16 protein-coding genes are annotated in these 14,951 nt (G+C 60.3%); 12 read left to right on the top strand and 4 right to left on the bottom strand.

Going from position 1 to position 14,951, the window contains the following annotated elements:
* The first annotated feature begins 17 nt into the window (after nucleotides 1–17).
* Entirely contained in the window at nucleotides 18–860 is an 843-nt protein-coding gene (dapF, locus tag VOI35_RS08870; RefSeq protein WP_407275692.1) for a diaminopimelate epimerase, read from the top strand.
* A 356-nt stretch (nucleotides 861–1,216) separates the two neighbouring features.
* Nucleotides 1,217–2,563 (top strand): OmpP1/FadL family transporter, encoded by a 1,347-nt coding sequence (locus VOI35_RS08865; RefSeq protein WP_407275691.1) that lies wholly within the window; start codon nucleotides 1,217–1,219, stop codon nucleotides 2,561–2,563.
* Between the two features lie 321 nt (nucleotides 2,564–2,884).
* Here VOI35_RS08865 and VOI35_RS08860 read toward each other — a convergent pair whose 3' ends face one another.
* Both VOI35_RS08860 and folE read right to left on the bottom strand, forming a co-directional pair.
* Nucleotides 2,885–3,634, bottom strand: coding sequence for an SDR family oxidoreductase (locus VOI35_RS08860; protein ID WP_407275690.1), 750 nt, complete (start codon nucleotides 3,632–3,634; stop codon nucleotides 2,885–2,887).
* On the bottom strand, nucleotides 3,631–4,182 hold the full coding sequence (gene folE, locus VOI35_RS08855; protein ID WP_407276824.1) for a GTP cyclohydrolase I FolE: 552 nt from the start codon (nucleotides 4,180–4,182) through the stop codon (nucleotides 3,631–3,633). Before folE ends, VOI35_RS08860 begins: the two co-directional genes overlap by 4 nt.
* Before the next feature lie 211 nt (nucleotides 4,183–4,393).
* Between folE and argS the strand changes: the two genes are divergently transcribed.
* The 6 genes from argS (at nucleotide 4,394) to VOI35_RS08825 (ending at nucleotide 10,607) form a co-directional block, all read left to right on the top strand.
* The gene (gene argS / locus VOI35_RS08850) at nucleotides 4,394–6,160 is read left to right on the top strand and encodes an arginine--tRNA ligase (protein ID WP_407275689.1); all 1,767 of its coding nucleotides are present in this window, start codon (nucleotides 4,394–4,396) and stop codon (nucleotides 6,158–6,160) included.
* A 15-nt stretch (nucleotides 6,161–6,175) separates the two neighbouring features.
* The gene (locus VOI35_RS08845) at nucleotides 6,176–6,775 is read left to right on the top strand and encodes an SPOR domain-containing protein (protein ID WP_407275688.1); all 600 of its coding nucleotides are present in this window, start codon (nucleotides 6,176–6,178) and stop codon (nucleotides 6,773–6,775) included.
* A gap of 63 nt (nucleotides 6,776–6,838) precedes the next feature.
* Nucleotides 6,839–7,561, top strand: a complete 723-nt coding sequence (rpe, locus tag VOI35_RS08840; RefSeq protein ID WP_407275687.1) for a ribulose-phosphate 3-epimerase — start codon at nucleotides 6,839–6,841, stop codon at nucleotides 7,559–7,561.
* Nucleotides 7,561–8,241, top strand: coding sequence for a phosphoglycolate phosphatase (locus VOI35_RS08835; RefSeq protein ID WP_407275686.1), 681 nt, complete (start codon nucleotides 7,561–7,563; stop codon nucleotides 8,239–8,241). The genes rpe and VOI35_RS08835 overlap by 1 nt, the downstream gene beginning before the upstream one ends.
* Before the next feature lie 109 nt (nucleotides 8,242–8,350).
* Complete coding sequence (gene trpE / locus VOI35_RS08830) at nucleotides 8,351–9,862, top strand: anthranilate synthase component I (RefSeq protein WP_407275685.1); 1,512 nt, start codon at nucleotides 8,351–8,353, stop codon at nucleotides 9,860–9,862.
* Entirely contained in the window at nucleotides 9,837–10,607 is a 771-nt protein-coding gene (locus VOI35_RS08825) for a class I SAM-dependent methyltransferase (RefSeq protein WP_407275684.1), read from the top strand. Before trpE ends, VOI35_RS08825 begins: the two co-directional genes overlap by 26 nt.
* 35 nt (nucleotides 10,608–10,642) lie before the next feature.
* Here VOI35_RS08825 and bioB read toward each other — a convergent pair whose 3' ends face one another.
* The gene (bioB, locus tag VOI35_RS08820) at nucleotides 10,643–11,689 is read right to left on the bottom strand and encodes a biotin synthase BioB (RefSeq protein WP_407275683.1); all 1,047 of its coding nucleotides are present in this window, start codon (nucleotides 11,687–11,689) and stop codon (nucleotides 10,643–10,645) included.
* A gap of 37 nt (nucleotides 11,690–11,726) precedes the next feature.
* Nucleotides 11,727–12,140: a hypothetical protein gene (locus VOI35_RS08815; RefSeq protein WP_407275682.1), complete on the bottom strand. Its 414-nt coding sequence runs from the start codon at nucleotides 12,138–12,140 to the stop codon at nucleotides 11,727–11,729.
* A gap of 43 nt (nucleotides 12,141–12,183) precedes the next feature.
* Between VOI35_RS08815 and VOI35_RS08810 the strand changes: the two genes are divergently transcribed.
* The 4 genes from VOI35_RS08810 (at nucleotide 12,184) to VOI35_RS08795 (ending at nucleotide 14,947) form a co-directional block, all read left to right on the top strand.
* On the top strand, nucleotides 12,184–12,894 hold the full coding sequence (locus VOI35_RS08810) for a ComF family protein (protein WP_407275681.1): 711 nt from the start codon (nucleotides 12,184–12,186) through the stop codon (nucleotides 12,892–12,894).
* Between the two features lie 199 nt (nucleotides 12,895–13,093).
* Nucleotides 13,094–13,663, top strand: coding sequence for a hypothetical protein (locus VOI35_RS08805; protein WP_407275680.1), 570 nt, complete (start codon nucleotides 13,094–13,096; stop codon nucleotides 13,661–13,663).
* A 161-nt stretch (nucleotides 13,664–13,824) separates the two neighbouring features.
* Nucleotides 13,825–14,070 (top strand): type B 50S ribosomal protein L31, encoded by a 246-nt coding sequence (locus VOI35_RS08800; RefSeq protein ID WP_407275679.1) that lies wholly within the window; start codon nucleotides 13,825–13,827, stop codon nucleotides 14,068–14,070.
* A gap of 16 nt (nucleotides 14,071–14,086) precedes the next feature.
* Nucleotides 14,087–14,947, top strand: a complete 861-nt coding sequence (locus tag VOI35_RS08795) for a thermonuclease family protein (RefSeq protein WP_407275678.1) — start codon at nucleotides 14,087–14,089, stop codon at nucleotides 14,945–14,947.
* Nucleotides 14,948–14,951 lie beyond the last annotated feature (4 nt).

Below are 14,951 nucleotides of genomic sequence, written 5' to 3'. Positions count from 1 at the left end.
CCTCAAGGCAAACCTCCATGCGACTTTCATTCACCAAAATGCACGGTTTGGGCAACGATTTTATGGTGATTGATGCCATCACCCAAACGGTTGAGCTCACGCCCGAGCAGATTCGTCGCTGGGCGGATCGTCATTTCGGCGTGGGGTTCGACCAATTATTACTGGTTGCCCCGCCTACCCTGCCCGATACGCTATTCACTTACCGCATTTTCAATGCCGACGGCAGCGAGGTCGAACAATGCGGCAATGGCGCGCGTTGTTTCGCCCGCTTTGTGCGAGATAAAGGGCTGACGCAAGAGCATACGATCCCCGTGGGAACCAAAGCCGGGCGCATCGTGCTGGAAGTTACAGACGCCGGGGAGATTACCGTCAATATGGGTTGCCCGAGATTCCAGCCCGAACAGATCCCCTTTCTGGCGGATACTCCGGCCAAAGCCTATCCGCTCGAATTGCCCACGGGGCAAACGGTGATGATCGATGCCGTCTCGATGGGCAACCCGCATGCGGTGCTGGATGTTCCCTCGGTGGATTGGGCACCGGTGGCCGAAATGGGCGCGCAGATCGAAATCCATCCCCGCTTTCCGCAGCGGGTGAATGTCGGCTTCATGGAAGTGGTGGATCGCCAGCAGATTCGACTGCGGGTCTTCGAGCGCGGTGCGGGTGAAACCCTGGCCTGCGGCACCGGCGCCTCGGCGGCCGTGGTTAGTGGCATTCGTCGCGGTCTGCTCGACAGCCCTTGCCGGGTGCTGGTGCGCGGGGGTGAATTAAGCATCGCCTGGGCGGGCACTGCCGATGCCCCCGTGATGATGACCGGCCCGGCAGAGCCGGTGTTTGAAGGCCAACTGACCTCGGCGGACTGAGCGAAACCACGGGGCAAGCGGGCGCGGGATTGCCTGGTCTGTTGCGCCTGTACGACAAATCGCCCGGTGCCGAGTGGCGCGGTTGCTACAGGTTCTGGCGGCGCTTCTTGTGGCGGATGGATGATTAACCTAATGATTAAACAATGAAAAACCCAATAAAAGTAAGCTGCTTATATAACAAATTAAGCATTTTCTTATATATAACCTGCTGATTTATTAATATTTTCTTTCCCGGCTACAAATTTCTTGAATTCAATACCCCAGACTTTCTGATAGATTGCATCCGCTCAATGGCAGGCAGGCGTGCTCGCCCGGTTTGCCCAAGGGGACAACAAACAACAGGAGATATGGATCACATGGCTTTCAAACGCTCGCTTTTGGCTGCTTCTGTCGCAGCAACTCTGATTGCCTCTGGCGCTGCGCACGCGACCAACGGCTATTTTTCTCACGGCTACGGTGTGAAGAGCATGGGTATGGGCGGCGGCGGCGTTGCCCTGCCGAATGGCAGCGCCATGATCATCGCCACCAACCCGGCGGGCATCACGGAAACCGGTACGCAAATCAACTTCGATCTGTCGTGGTTCCATCCGGTGCGTGGATATGAGTTTCATAATGATGCCACGTTACAGGGATTTGGATTCCCCGCGTCCGGCTCTGCCACTAGTGGCAGCCAAAACTTCTATATTCCAGAGCTCTCTGCCAGTTACGCGATTAATGATGCCAGCTCGGTTGGTATCGCCATTTACGGCAACGGTGGGATGAACACCGACTTCAGTAGCGCATCGGACGGAAACTATCTCTTCCAAGGCACCGGTACCTATGGTGGTGGCCCAGCTGGCGTCAACCTGAAGCAAATGTTTATTGCGCCAACCTACGCCCATAAGTTTATGAACGGGAAACTGTCCGTGGGTGCTAGCCTTCTGTTCGCGCGTCAAACTATCGCCGTCAAGGGGCTTAGCAACTTCAAAAGCTATAGCGTTGATGGTGGTTCATTGACCGACAACGGGAGCTCGATGTCAACCGGTTGGGGCGGAAAAGTGGGCGTCCTGTACCATGCTACAGATGCTATTTCCTTGGCGGGTAGCTATCAGACCAAAATGAGTATGAGCAAATTTGGTGCTTATTCAGGCCTCTTTGCGGAAGGTGGTAAGTTTGATATTCCGTCCACCTGGACCGTGGGCGGTGCCTTCCAAGTGGCACCAGCTTGGACTTTGACTGCTGATTTCCAGCGCATCAATTACACGGGTGTGAAGGCCATTTCCAACCCATCCACGCAAAATCTTCTCTATGGCTGTGGCGCGGGTGATACGACGCAATGCCTCGGTGGGTCGAATGGTGCGGGGTTTGGTTGGAGCAATGTGAATGTCGTTAAACTCGGCGCCCAATGGCAAATGAGCCCGGCACTGCAATTGCGTGTGGGCTTTAACCATGGTACTAACCCGGTCTCGTCTAGCGACGCGCTGTTTAATACCCTCGCCCCAGGCGTGGTTAAAAACCACTATACAGCGGGCTTCACCTACGCGATCGACAAGCATCAAGAAATCAGCGGTGCCTTTATGTACGCACCGACTGTAACGGTTGATGGCACAAACCCTGTGTTGGCAGCTCAAATCAAGCAAAAATATGGGTACAATGTTACGCAAAATGTTTCTATAAGCATGAAGCAGTACGAAGCCACAGTGGGTTACGCGTATAAGTTCTAAGCGTTAACCGCTGCGTAAAATCCAAACCGCCCCTCGGGGCGGTTTTTTATTGGGCGCGCGAAATGAGGCAGTAAACCAGTTTTCGGCTAGGGCGGTTTCGAAAGCACGGGACTCGTCGGTTGGCGCGTGGAGATTAGGCAGCCAACGAGTCCCACTGGCGTTCGAGGCGCGATTGAGACCGAATCCGCGTTCATGTCTAACGCGAAGCTGACGAAATCCGCGACGGCCTCAAAAGATCAATCACTTAGCGTGATTGATCTTTGTGCAAGCCATCCATGGCTTGCCTTGCCGGGCCGTTGAAAAGAGTTTTTCAACGGCCTGCTAATCGTCGCGCACAGAGGGATTTAGGAGTTGTAACCCAGCGTCCACGCGCAGGGTGGTGCCGGTCACGGCGGGGCATTGAAGGAGGTAATCCACACTGTCGGCAATGACCGAGGCACCGGGTTCGAAAGGCAACAGGTTCATGGCGAGCCGGGCGGCGCGTTTTTCGGCGTGATCCTGTGGGTGGAAGAGGATCAGGCCGGGGGCAATCGCATTGACGCGGGTGTGTGGTGCCAGCGTGAGCGCCAGTGAGCGCATGGCGCTTTCAGCGGCGGCCTTGGAGGCGAGGTAATGGATGAACCCTAGGTTGCCGGCAGACACTTTGGCGTCCGTGAGGAATACGACCGACCGCGTGGCGCGCCCGTTAACGGGCTCGGGGGGCGGCAGGCGTTGATGAAGCGCCAGGGTCAGGTTAACCGGCGTGGTGACATGCAATTGATAGAGTTGTGCGATCAGGCCGGGGTCGCGGGCACAGTCGGCATCGCTTGGCCAGATCGAGGCGTTATGCACGATGGCATCCAGTCGTGGGGTGTGCGTGGCAATGGCCTCGACGAGCGGGGGGATGCTGTCCGGCAGGGCGAGATCAGCCCGGATGGCATGCAAACCCCGCGCGCGCAGGGCTTGGAGTGTCTCGGTCTCATGCCGATAAGTGCCGATGACCCGGTCGCCCAGTGCGAGATAATGTTCTGCCAGATGGGCGCCGATGCGGCGGCTGATGCCGGTGATCAGCAGGGTGCGAGGAGCGCTCATTTTCGACCCTGGCCGATCAGTTGCAGAAATTCCTGCCGGGTCTGGGGGTGGTTGCGGAATGCCCCAAGCATCATCGAAGTAATGGTTTCTGATTCGACTTTTTCCACGCCACGCATCGCCATGCACATGTGGGCGGCGCGAACTTGGACGGCGACGCCCCGCGCCCCGGTGACAGATTGCACGGCTTCCGCGATTTCGCGGGTCATGTTTTCCTGAATTTGCAGGCGGCGGGCGTAGAGATCGACGATGCGGGCGAGTTTGGAGAGACCCAGCACCTTGCCATTGGGCAGGTAGCCAATATCGACATGGCCGATGATTGGTAGCATGTGATGTTCGCACAGGCTGTAAAATTCGATGTTGCGCACGACCACGATTTCGTCGTTGTCGGAAGTGAACAGGGCATCGCCAATAGCATCGTCGAGCGGGCGCTTGAGTCCCTGGGTGAGAAATAGCAGCGCCCGCGCGACCCGTTCCGGGGTTTTTTGTAAGCCTTCGCGTGCGGGGTCTTCGCCCATTTCCTCCAGAATGACCCGAACGGCATCGCGCATGCGGGCGATGCGTGCCTCGTCGGCAGAACCGGGGTGGGGAAAATCGTCCTCGGGATGTGGGGTCATGGGCGTTCTCGGTAGATCAAACGAATTTTTGAGCGTCATGGCCACACAGTGTAGCTGCCTGCTCGGATTTTGCTCGCAGGACGAGCCCATGCGGGCGGGCACAAGCTGCTAGAATGCGCGTTCTGTGTGTGTGGACGAAATTTCTGTGAAAGCCCAACTTGAACAACGCCTCCAGACGGCGATAGATCAGCTCAAATCGGCGGGGCACCTTGCGGCCGATTATGTCGCGGTGCCCGCATTGACCGTGCCCAAGGATTCGGCGCATGGGGATTTCGCTACCAACCTCGCCCTGCAACTCGCCAAGGCGATGGGGGTGCCGCCGCGTGTGGCTGCCGAACGGTTGATCGAGGCACTGCCAAGCCGCGAGGGGGTGACGCGGATCGAGATTGCCGGCCCCGGTTTCATCAATTTCTTTGTCGATCCGTCTGCCGCGTTCGGGGTGATCGATACCATTCTGGCTGCGGGCGCGCAGTTTGGCCGCAGCCAGCAGGGCGCGGGGCAACGGGTGCAGGTGGAATTCGTGTCGGCCAACCCGACCGGCCCCTTGCATGTGGGGCATGGCCGGGGGGCGGCCTATGGTGCCGTGGTGGCCGATTTGCTCGCGGCCATCGGCTATCAGGTGCACCGGGAATACTATGTCAACGATGCGGGGCGGCAGATGCACATTCTGGCCACCAGCATCTGGCTGCGCTATCTCGAATGTTGTGGCGCAACCCTCACATTCCCCAGCAATGGCTACAAATCCGAAGGCTATATTTTCGAGATTGCCAAGAGTTTGCAGGCGTCGTGGGGTGACGCGCTGGTCGAGCCCGTCCCGGCGGTCTTTGCGGGGGTGCCGCCCGATGAACCGGCGGGCGGGGATAAAGAGGCGCATATCGATGCCCTGATCGAGCGGGCGCAGAGCTTGCTCGGCAAAGAGCGGTACCAGCGGGTTTTCCAGACCGGACTACAGGCGATTTTGGCGGATATCGAGGAGGATCTCGCCGAATTTGGCGTGCGTTACGATCAGTGGTATTCCGAGCAGTCTCTGACCGATCGGGGCTTGATCGACCAAGCGATCGATCGGCTGCAGGCGGCGGGGTATCTGTACGAACGAGACGGGGCTTTGTGGTTCCGCTCCACCGATTTTGGTGACGATAAAGATCGGGTGGTGCGGCGGGAGAATGGTCAGACGACCTACTTCGCCTCGGATATTGCCTATCACTGGGAGAAATTCGAGCGCGGCTTCGATCGCGTGATCGACATTTGGGGCGCGGATCATCATGGCTATATTCCTCGGGTGAAGGCCGCGCTCACCGCACTCGGTTGCGATGCCAGTCGTCTGGATGTGTCCCTCGTGCAGTTTGCGATTCTCTATCGCGGCGGCGAGCGGGTGCAGATGTCCACCCGCTCGGGCAGCTTCGTGACCTTGCGGGAACTCCGCGAGGAAGTGGGGAACGACGCGGCGCGGTTCTTCTATGTGATGCGTGCCGCCGCGCAGCATCTGGATTTCGATCTCGATCTGGCCAAGTCGCAGTCGAACGATAACCCGTTGTATTACATTCAATATGCGCATGCCCGGATTTGCAGCGTGTTCCGGCAGTTACCCCTGCGGGGGTTCGCGCATACCCCGGCGGACGGCCAGGCCGCCTATGCGCGTTTGACCGAGCCGCAAGAACAGGCATTGCTCAAGCGATTGGCGCAATACGCCGATACGGTGACGCGGGCGGCATTGAATTTGGAACCGCATCTGTTGGTGCATTACCTGCGGGATCTGGCGCAGGATTTTCACACCTATTACAACGCCCATGCCTTTTTGCTGGCCGATGATGCACCGCTGCGGCAGGCACGGCTGAACCTGATTGCCGCCACCCGGCAGGTGCTGGCGAATGGCTTGCAGTTGCTGGGCGTACGCGCGCCGGAAGAAATGTAAGAGAGGGCGGTAACCATGGCCTCCTCGAAACGCGCACCCACCAATCGCCGCCGCCCGGCGGATCGGTCGGCTTCGTCCGCCAGTAAGTGGGTGGTGTTGCTGCTGGTGGGGGTCGTTCTGGTGTTGGCCGTACTGGCTTCGCATTGGTGGAAAAAGGATCAGTCGCCTGCCGAAGCGGGGCGGCAGGATGCCCGGGCGGTGACCAAGCCCGCAGAAAAAACGCCGATCAAACCGGATTTTGAGTTTTATACCTTGCTGCCCAAGGAAAACAACGGCCCGGTCTTGCCCGTGCCGCCGCCCGGCAATGCGCCGGTCACGATCGCGCCCAGTCCGGCTGCGCCAACGCCGCCGTCGCCAGATGATGCCAAGTCGGCGTCTGCCGCTCGGCAATATCTGATTCAGGCGGGCTCATTCGCCACCGAGGCCGAGGCGAACCGGCGCAAGGCGGAAATTGCGATGCAGGGGTTCAGCTCGCAAATCCAGAGTGCGGTGGTGAATGGCAAGCCGTATTATCGGATCCAGATCGGCCCGGTGGCCGAGTCGGAGCTGCCACAGTTGAAAAAACGCCTTGCTGCGGCGCATATCGACACACTGCCGCCCCGTGCATTGCCCTGATTTTGCTCCCGATCCGCCGGATTTTCCGTTACATTGCCCCAGTTCTTTATCACGAGGTACGCCATGTCTGATTTCATCATCGCCCCGAGCATTCTTTCCGCCAACTTCGCCGCCCTCGGGCAGGAAGTGGACAATGTCATCGCCTCCGGTGCCGACTGGGTGCATTTCGATGTGATGGATAATCACTATGTGCCCAACCTGACCATCGGCCCGCTGGTGTGTGAGGCGCTGCGCAAACATGGCGTGACCGCGCCGATCGATGTGCATTTGATGGTCAAGCCGGTGGATCGCATCATCCCCGACTTCGCCAAGGCCGGGGCGACCTATATCACCTTCCATCCTGAAGCCTCGGAGCATATCGACCGCAGTTTGCAACTGATTCGCGACTGTGGCTGTAAATCCGGCCTGGTGTTCAATCCGGCGACCCCGCTGGATGTGCTCGAATACGCCATCGACAAGGTGGACATGATTCTGCTGATGTCGGTCAACCCGGGCTTTGGCGGGCAAAAATTCATTCCGTATGTGCTCGACAAAGCGCGTCAGGCACGGAAGATCATCGATGCCTCAGGTCGCACGGATATCCGACTGGAAATCGATGGCGGTGTGAGCCCGGCCAATATCCGCGAAATCGCCGAGGCGGGGGTGGATACTTTTGTTTCAGGCTCCGCGCTGTTTGGCAAGGCCAACCCGGCAGACAAAAATCGTTACGACTCGATTTTGGCTGAGTTCCGCGCAGAACTGGACAAAGTGAAAACGAAAAAAGACAAGCCCAAGGCGAAAAAGTAATGGCGCGGTTCACCCCCAGAATGGTGCTGTTCGATCTCGACGGTACCTTGATCGACTCGGTGCCGGATCTGCTGGTGGCCGTCAACGCCATGCAGGATGAACTGGGCCTGCCGCATCGCAGTGAAGCCAGCGTGCGAAACTGGGTTGGCAACGGCATCGAGCGGCTGGTGGAACGGGCGCTGACCGACGATCTGCACGGCAAGCCGGAGGCGGCCTTGTTCGAACGCGCCATGCCGGTGTTCAAGCGGCACTATGCCGAATCCAATGGAAAACACTCCTGCGTGTTTCCCGGGGTGCACGAGGGCATTGCTTATGTGAAGTCCCTAGGGCTGTCCGTTGGCTGCGTCACCAACAAGGCCGCGGCCTTCACCCTGCCGCTGTTGCAGGACATGAACCTGCTCGATCAGTTCGAAACCGTGATTGCCGGTGACACCCTGCCCATGAAAAAGCCCGATCCGGCACCGCTGATCTACGCGGCGGGCTGGTTCAAGGTTCACCCAAGCGAAGCCCTGATGATTGGCGACTCGATCTCCGATGTGAAGGCCGCGCGCACGGCGGGCTTCTCGATTATCTGCATGAGCTACGGCTACAACCATGGAGAAGACATCCGCAACTACCACCCGGATGCCGTGATCGACTCGATGGCGGAATTCCCGAATCTCATCGGCAGGGCATCATGATGACCGGTGACCGGCACGGGCTCTTCGGGCAATGGTGGGCTTGATCCCGGTCCGCCCCGTCCCAGATTGATCCGCGTGCCTGCCGGTGCGCCTGTGCAAGGAAATTCTCATGTCGTTCATGCCCACTGCCGACCAACTCCGATCCCTCGCCGCCCAAGGCTATAACCGGGTGCCGTTCACCCGCGAGATTGCCGGGGATTACGACACGCCGCTTTCGGTCTATCGCAAGCTGGCTGATCAGCCGAACAGCTACCTGTTCGAGTCGGTCATGGGCGGCGAGCGCTGGGGGCGTTATTCGATCATTGGCCTGGCGGCGCGCACCGTGCTGCGGGTGTACGGGCAGCGCATCGAGCTGCGGCAGGACAATGCGTTGGTTGAAACCGCCGAAGCCGCCGACCCACTGGCTTGGGTTGAAGCCTTCAAGGCGCGTTATCGCGTGTTCGAGCCGGAGGGCATGCCGCGTTTTCACGGCGGGCTGGTCGGGTATTTCGGCTTTGAAACCATTCGCTATATCGAGCCGCGCCTCGCCGCTCGGCCCGCAAAGCCCGATCCTTTGGGTACGCCGGACATCCTGCTGATGGTCTCCGAGCAGGTGGTGGTGTTCGATAATCTCTCCAGTCGCCTGCTGTTGGTGACTTTGGTTGATCCCACGATGCCGGATGCCGCCGAGCGGGCGCAGGCTGATCTCGACGCCATGGCGCAGCGGCTGCGCACGGCACCGCTACGCTATGCGCCGTTGCCGGCAGCCCGGCAGATCAATGAACACGATTTTACGGCCAGCTTTACCCGCGAAGGCTACGAGAATGCGGTGCGAACGATCCGGGAATATATCGCCGCCGGAGATGTGATGCAGGTGGTGCCGAGCCAGCGCATGACGATCGGGTTCGATGCCCCGCCGATCGACCTCTACCGGGCGCTGCGCAGCCTGAACCCCTCGCCGTACATGTACTTCATCGACTGCGGCGACCATCAGGTGGTTGGTTCCAGCCCGGAAATTCTGGCGCGGCTGGAGGATGGCGAGATCACCGTCCGGCCGATTGCGGGCACCCGGCCGCGTGGCAAAACCCACGCCGAAGACCTCGCGCTGGAGCAGGATCTGCTCAACGACCCGAAGGAAATCGCCGAGCATGTCATGCTGATTGACCTCGGGCGTAGCGACACCGGGCGCGTGGCGCAGATCGGTTCCGTGAAGCTCGAAGAGCGCATGGTGATCGAACGCTATTCGCATGTGATGCACATCGTCTCGCAGGTGACGGGGCAGATTCTGCCTGGGAAAAATGCCATCGATGTGCTGCGCGCCACCTTCCCGGCGGGCACGGTTAGCGGGGCACCGAAAATTCGCGCGCTGGAAATCATCGACGAAATCGAACCGGTCAAACGCGGTGTGTATGCCGGTGCCGTGGGCTATTGGGCCTGGAACGGCAACATGGATACCGCGATTGCGATTCGCACCGGCGTGCTCAAGGACGGTGCCCTGCATGTGCAAGCTGGGGGCGGCATCGTGGCCGATTCCATCCCGGCCAACGAATGGGAAGAAACCCTCAATAAACGCCGCGCCTTATTCCGCGCGGCCGCCGTGGCCGAGGCGGGGGTGGATGGCGTTGACCCCGCCCATCGCTGATCCACAGACGGACGACGCGCACCCCGCGCCGCGTCACGAGCAGGCCATTCGCCAGAGCTGGGCGCGCAATGCGGCGGTCTGGGCGGAGGTGGTGCGCGCCGACGCGATTGCCAGCCGTCGGGAAGTCACCAATGCGGCGATTTTGCAGGTGCTTCGTCGCTATGCCCCGCGTCGCCTGCTGGACATCGGCTGTGGCGAAGGCTGGCTGATGCGGCAAATGAATCTGCACGGCGCAACCTGCGTGGGCATCGATGCCGAGCCCACGCTCATTTCCGCGGCCTGTGGCGCGGGTGGCGGCGAGTTTGCCGTGTGTGATTACGCCGGGCTGGCGGACTGGGCGCGTCGGACTGGGCGAGCGCCCTTTGATGTCTGCGTGTGCAATTTTTCCCTCATCGGTGCACAGTCCACCGAAGCGGTTTTCGCGGCGGCGCAGCACTTGCTGGTACCCGGCGGTCGCCTGGTGGTGCAAACCCTGCATCCGGGCGCGGTGGGTGGGTCAGAGGATTATGTCAGCGGCTGGCGCGCCGGTTCCTGGTCGGGGTTCGATGCCCGGTTCACCGAGCCGGCACCGTGGTACTTCCGCACGCTGTCTGATTGGTTTGCTTTATTTGTCCGCCACGGCTTTTGTCTCGAAGTCTTGCAAGAACCGGTCGATCCCTCGACGCGACGCCCGGTCTCATTGATTCTGGCGGGGGTGCGGGTTGAACCCGCATCGGCGCACGCGGGCAGCGCACCGGTCGATTAGTGGGCTAGAACCTCTTTTAAGACCTGTTCGGCCTTTCAGAGATGCGCGTGGTGGCTGTGCCCGCATGCGCCGCCGCAGCCGCCCATCGGGCTGGTGACATCCTCGTCGTCATCCGTGTCCGGGGTAAAACCGGCCGGGATCAGGGGATGAATGCCGAGTTTGTCGAACAGGGCGCGGTCGTGGTTCTGGTCGGCGTTGTCGGTGGTGAGCAATTTGTCGCCGTAGAAAATGCTGTTTGCGCCCGCGAAGAAGCACCAGGCTTGCGCCTCGTCGGTCATGCCTTCCCGACCCGCGGAGAGCCGTACATGCGAAGTCGGCATCAGGATGCGCGCGACGGCGACGGTGCGGATGAATTCGATCGGGTCGAGGCTGGGAATTTCAGCCATCGGCGTGCCGGGAATTCGCACCAGCATATTCAGCGGCACAGATTCCGGAGGCCGCGGCAGGTTGGCCAGCGACAGCAGGAAGGAGGCGCGATCCTGCCGCGATTCGCCCATGCCGAGAATGCCGCCAGAGCAGACATTGATGCCGCTGTCACGCACATGCGCGAGGGTGTCGAGCCGGTCTTCGAAGCGGCGGGTGCTGATGACTTCGCCATAAAACTCCGGCGAGGTGTCGATATTGTGGTTGTAGTAGTCGAGCCCGGCATCTTTCAGGCGCTTGGCTTGCGGCGCGGTGAGCATGCCGAGGGTGACGCAGGCTTCCATGCCGAGATCCTTGACCACGCCAATCATGTCGATGACTTTGTCCAGTTGCTTATCGGTCGGGTTGCGCCAGGCCGCGCCCATGCAGAAGCGGGTCGCGCCGGTTTCCCGGGCGCGCAGGGCAGCAGCGCGGACTTCGTCCAGCGGTAACAGCCGTTCGCGCTCCAATCCGGTTTCGTATTTGCTGCTTTGCGCGCAGTAGGCGCAGTCTTCCGGGCAGGCGCCGGTCTTGATCGAAAGCAGGGTGCTGACCTGTACCGCGTTCGGATCGAAATGCGCCCGATGAACCGTATGGGCTTGAAACAGCAGGTCGTTGAAGGGTTGTTCGAAGAGCGCGAGAACGCGGGCGAGCGTCCAGGTTGGCGTAGCGGAGGTCACGGGGCTTCCTTCAGTGGTGGGACACGCGCCGCCGGCATCAAGAATGCTGTGCTTCCAGATGATCGGGCGTAATCAGCACATCGTCCCAAGTGTCATGGTTGATTCTGTAAAGATCATACAGCGTCCAAGGCACCAAAATCACGGCGGCGATTACCCAGATGGTCAGGTAATAAACCATGCTCGGAGGGAAAAAGATGGCCACGGCGACTGCGGCACCGGCGACGCCATAAAAGCGGTAGGCCGCCCATTGGGTGTAGTAACCCACCTTGGGATTTGGATGATGGCGGTTGAGTGCGTAAATCAGCATCGACATCCCAGTCCAGAAAATGGCGAGTGGTAACGGAATGGCCATCGCGACGAGGGTGCCGTAGTTGAACCACTTGGCCGCCTTGCGTGCGGAGGCACCGCTGACGATTTTGGCCTCGCCCTCGTCGTGGATATGATCGTTCATGTCGCCTCTCCCCCGTCTATTAGCATCGGATGATGAACATAGCATGAATTGGATTGCCCGCCTAACGCGCCAGATGATTCCAGCGCCCTGTGCCATCTGCGGGCTCCCTTCGTCCAGCGGTCATGGCCTGTGTCCGGCCTGCGCGGCGCAGATGCGCCCCGAGGATACGCCGGTTTGCCCGGTCTGTGCATTGCCGACCGCTGCGCCGGGTGTGGTTTGCCCGGATTGTCTGCGGAACCCCCCGCCGTATGATGCGACGCTCGCGGGCAAATTCTTTGAGCCGGGAGTGCGGCACCTGATTCATGCCTTGAAGTATCGGCACGATACGGCGGTGCTCAATGCCTTGTGCGCACCGTTGTTGCAGCGCATCCAAACCGCCCCTGTGCCGACGGACGCGGTACTGCTGCCGATGCCCTTACACCCCTCTCGCTTACGGACACGGGGCTTCAATCAGGCGGCGTTGCTTGCCGATGTGTTGGCGCGGCACACGGGATTGCGGGTGATGCCGCAACTCGTGCGCCGAGTCCGCGCGGATGCCGCGCAAGTCACCCAAGGCGCATCAGCCCGCCGTCGGGCGCTGCAGGCTGCGTTTCAGGCCGCGCCCCGGGTGCCGGAGCGGGTCATCGTCGTGGATGATGTCATGACCACCGGCAGCACCGTCGCGGCGGTTGCCACCACCTTGAAGGCGGCGGGTGCGGTCTGGGTTGGGGGGTGGGTGGTGGCGCGAACGCTGAATCCCTCCAATACGGATTGACTAGGTCGACGAGGGGCTTGGCGTCGGTTGTTGGTCTGCGTGGTGCGGCAGATGTTTTTCGAAGGTTGGCCGTGCATCGTCTGTACGCTGCCCTCATCGCCTGATTCCGCGTAACCCCTCGCATGATTTGATGAGCATGGCGTCGGGTTTCAGTTTGTCGATGGCTATACTGAGAATCTTCACTCAAGGAGTGTTCGCGATGCGCCGCTTGCCTGTTGCTGTGTGGTTGATTTGTCTGAGCTTTTTCCCTGTTTTAACGACGCAGGCGGGTGCGCGCGGTGAATCATTCGTGGCGCCCGGGCTTTGGCGAGTGGTTTCTGATGTACACGGCCCGATGGGTCGGCATACTCAAATCACTCAGATGGAATGCTGGAATGCGGACGGCTCCTCCGGCCAGGCACTGCTGCCCTTACCGGGCAGCCGCAGCGGCGAGGTGACGCATCAGGTGGTCAACACCGGGAAACAGTCCATCGTGCGGCTAAGTACGCAGATGTCGTTGCTGCAGGGCGCGATGACGCAGCAGGTCACCCTTGTTTTTGCTCTCGACAACAGCGTTTTGCACCGCGCCACGATGACCGGTCACGGTCGGATGACGGATTCGGTATCCCCCATTCTCAACGAAACCTTCACTCAAACCGGGGTATGGATTGCTTCCGTCTGCCCGCAAACCTTGCCGTCGCCGACCCAGCAGGTACTGCAGCTGCAGAACATTCCGGCGCTGAATGCCCTGCAGAACCTCGCGCGTCAAATGCAGGCGAAAGCGCCCTAGCACAGGGGGATGAGCTGCGATGACCAAATAATATGGAATGGGCGTTATGGGCTTGAGCAGGCGGCTAGTTTTCGATAGAATCCGCCCTCCTGAAAATTTTTGCGTTAACACGGCGCGATGCTGGCGGATGTCGCCAATCGGCCAGGCAAGGTACCAAAGCCATGAAACCTGATATTCATCCTGATTATCGCCCGGTCGTTTTCCAAGATCTGGCTTCTGATTTCTCGACGCTGACGCGCTCGACCATTCGTGCGAAAGAAACCATCAAATGGACGGACGGCCAGGAGTATCCCTTGGTCAAGGTGGAAATTTCTTCTGCCAGCCACCCGTTTTATACCGGTAAGCGGATGGATGCCAGCACGGCCAAGCAAGTTGATAAATTCCGCAACCGTTACGGTCGCAAATAAGCCGATGGATCGGGCAATGCGCGACGCGTTGCCTTGGGTTCGGCAAAAAACGCCTCGCCGGTTGCGGTGGGGCGTTTTTTTATGGCTGGTCGGGTTTGCCCTGGGTCAATGCCCTTTGGCCGGGGCAGAGGTGGCATGCCCCGCGCCCGGTTCGGCGGCTGAATCTGCGGTGGTGGCATATGTGGACGATGGGGATACCGTCAAGCTCAGCGATGGGCGCCGGGTGCGGCTGGCGGGGATCGATGCGCCCGAGGTGGCGCATTCGGCTTATAACGATCGTCCGGCGACGCCGGCTGAGCCCTTCGGGGAGGCCAGCCGTGCGGCGTTGCAGGCGATTCTGGCGCGCAGTCACAATCGGTTGAGGGTGCAGCCGGGCGCGGAGGGCACCGATCGCTATGGCCGCGAAATGGCGTATCTCTATACGCCCGGCGGTCAGTCGATTCAGCAGTTGTTGCTCGCCGACGGACTGGCGATGGCGGTGTACATGCCGCCCAATCTGGCGTTGGCCGATTGTCTGACGGCGACGGAGCAGACGGCGCGTGCGGCGCGGCGTGGGATCTGGGCGAACGCAGAGTATGAACCGGGCATCGAGACGGCGCGGGGGATTCCTGCGGATGTGCAAGGCGCGGCCATCGTGCGTGGGCAGGTGGTGTCGGTGCATCAAACCCGCTCAACCGTGTGGGTCAATCTTGAAGGACGGGTGGCTTTGCAGATTCCCGCGCGTGCCTGGCCGTCATTTGCTGGCGTGGACTTTCAGCGCTGGCGCGGCAAGACGCTGCGCGCCCGTGGCTGGCTCGTGCCGGATAAAAACCGCTATCAGGATTGGCGGATGCCGATTGAATCTGCCCGGTCGGTTACCTTGGTCAACGCGGAATAAGCAA

Origin of the sequence: Halothiobacillus sp. DCM-1, from assembly GCF_045689735.1 — a bacterium.
GTDB lineage: Bacteria > Pseudomonadota > Gammaproteobacteria > Halothiobacillales > Halothiobacillaceae > Halothiobacillus.
The sequence above is the reverse complement of the archived record's forward strand: the minus strand, read 5'-3'. Positions and strand labels throughout refer to the sequence as shown.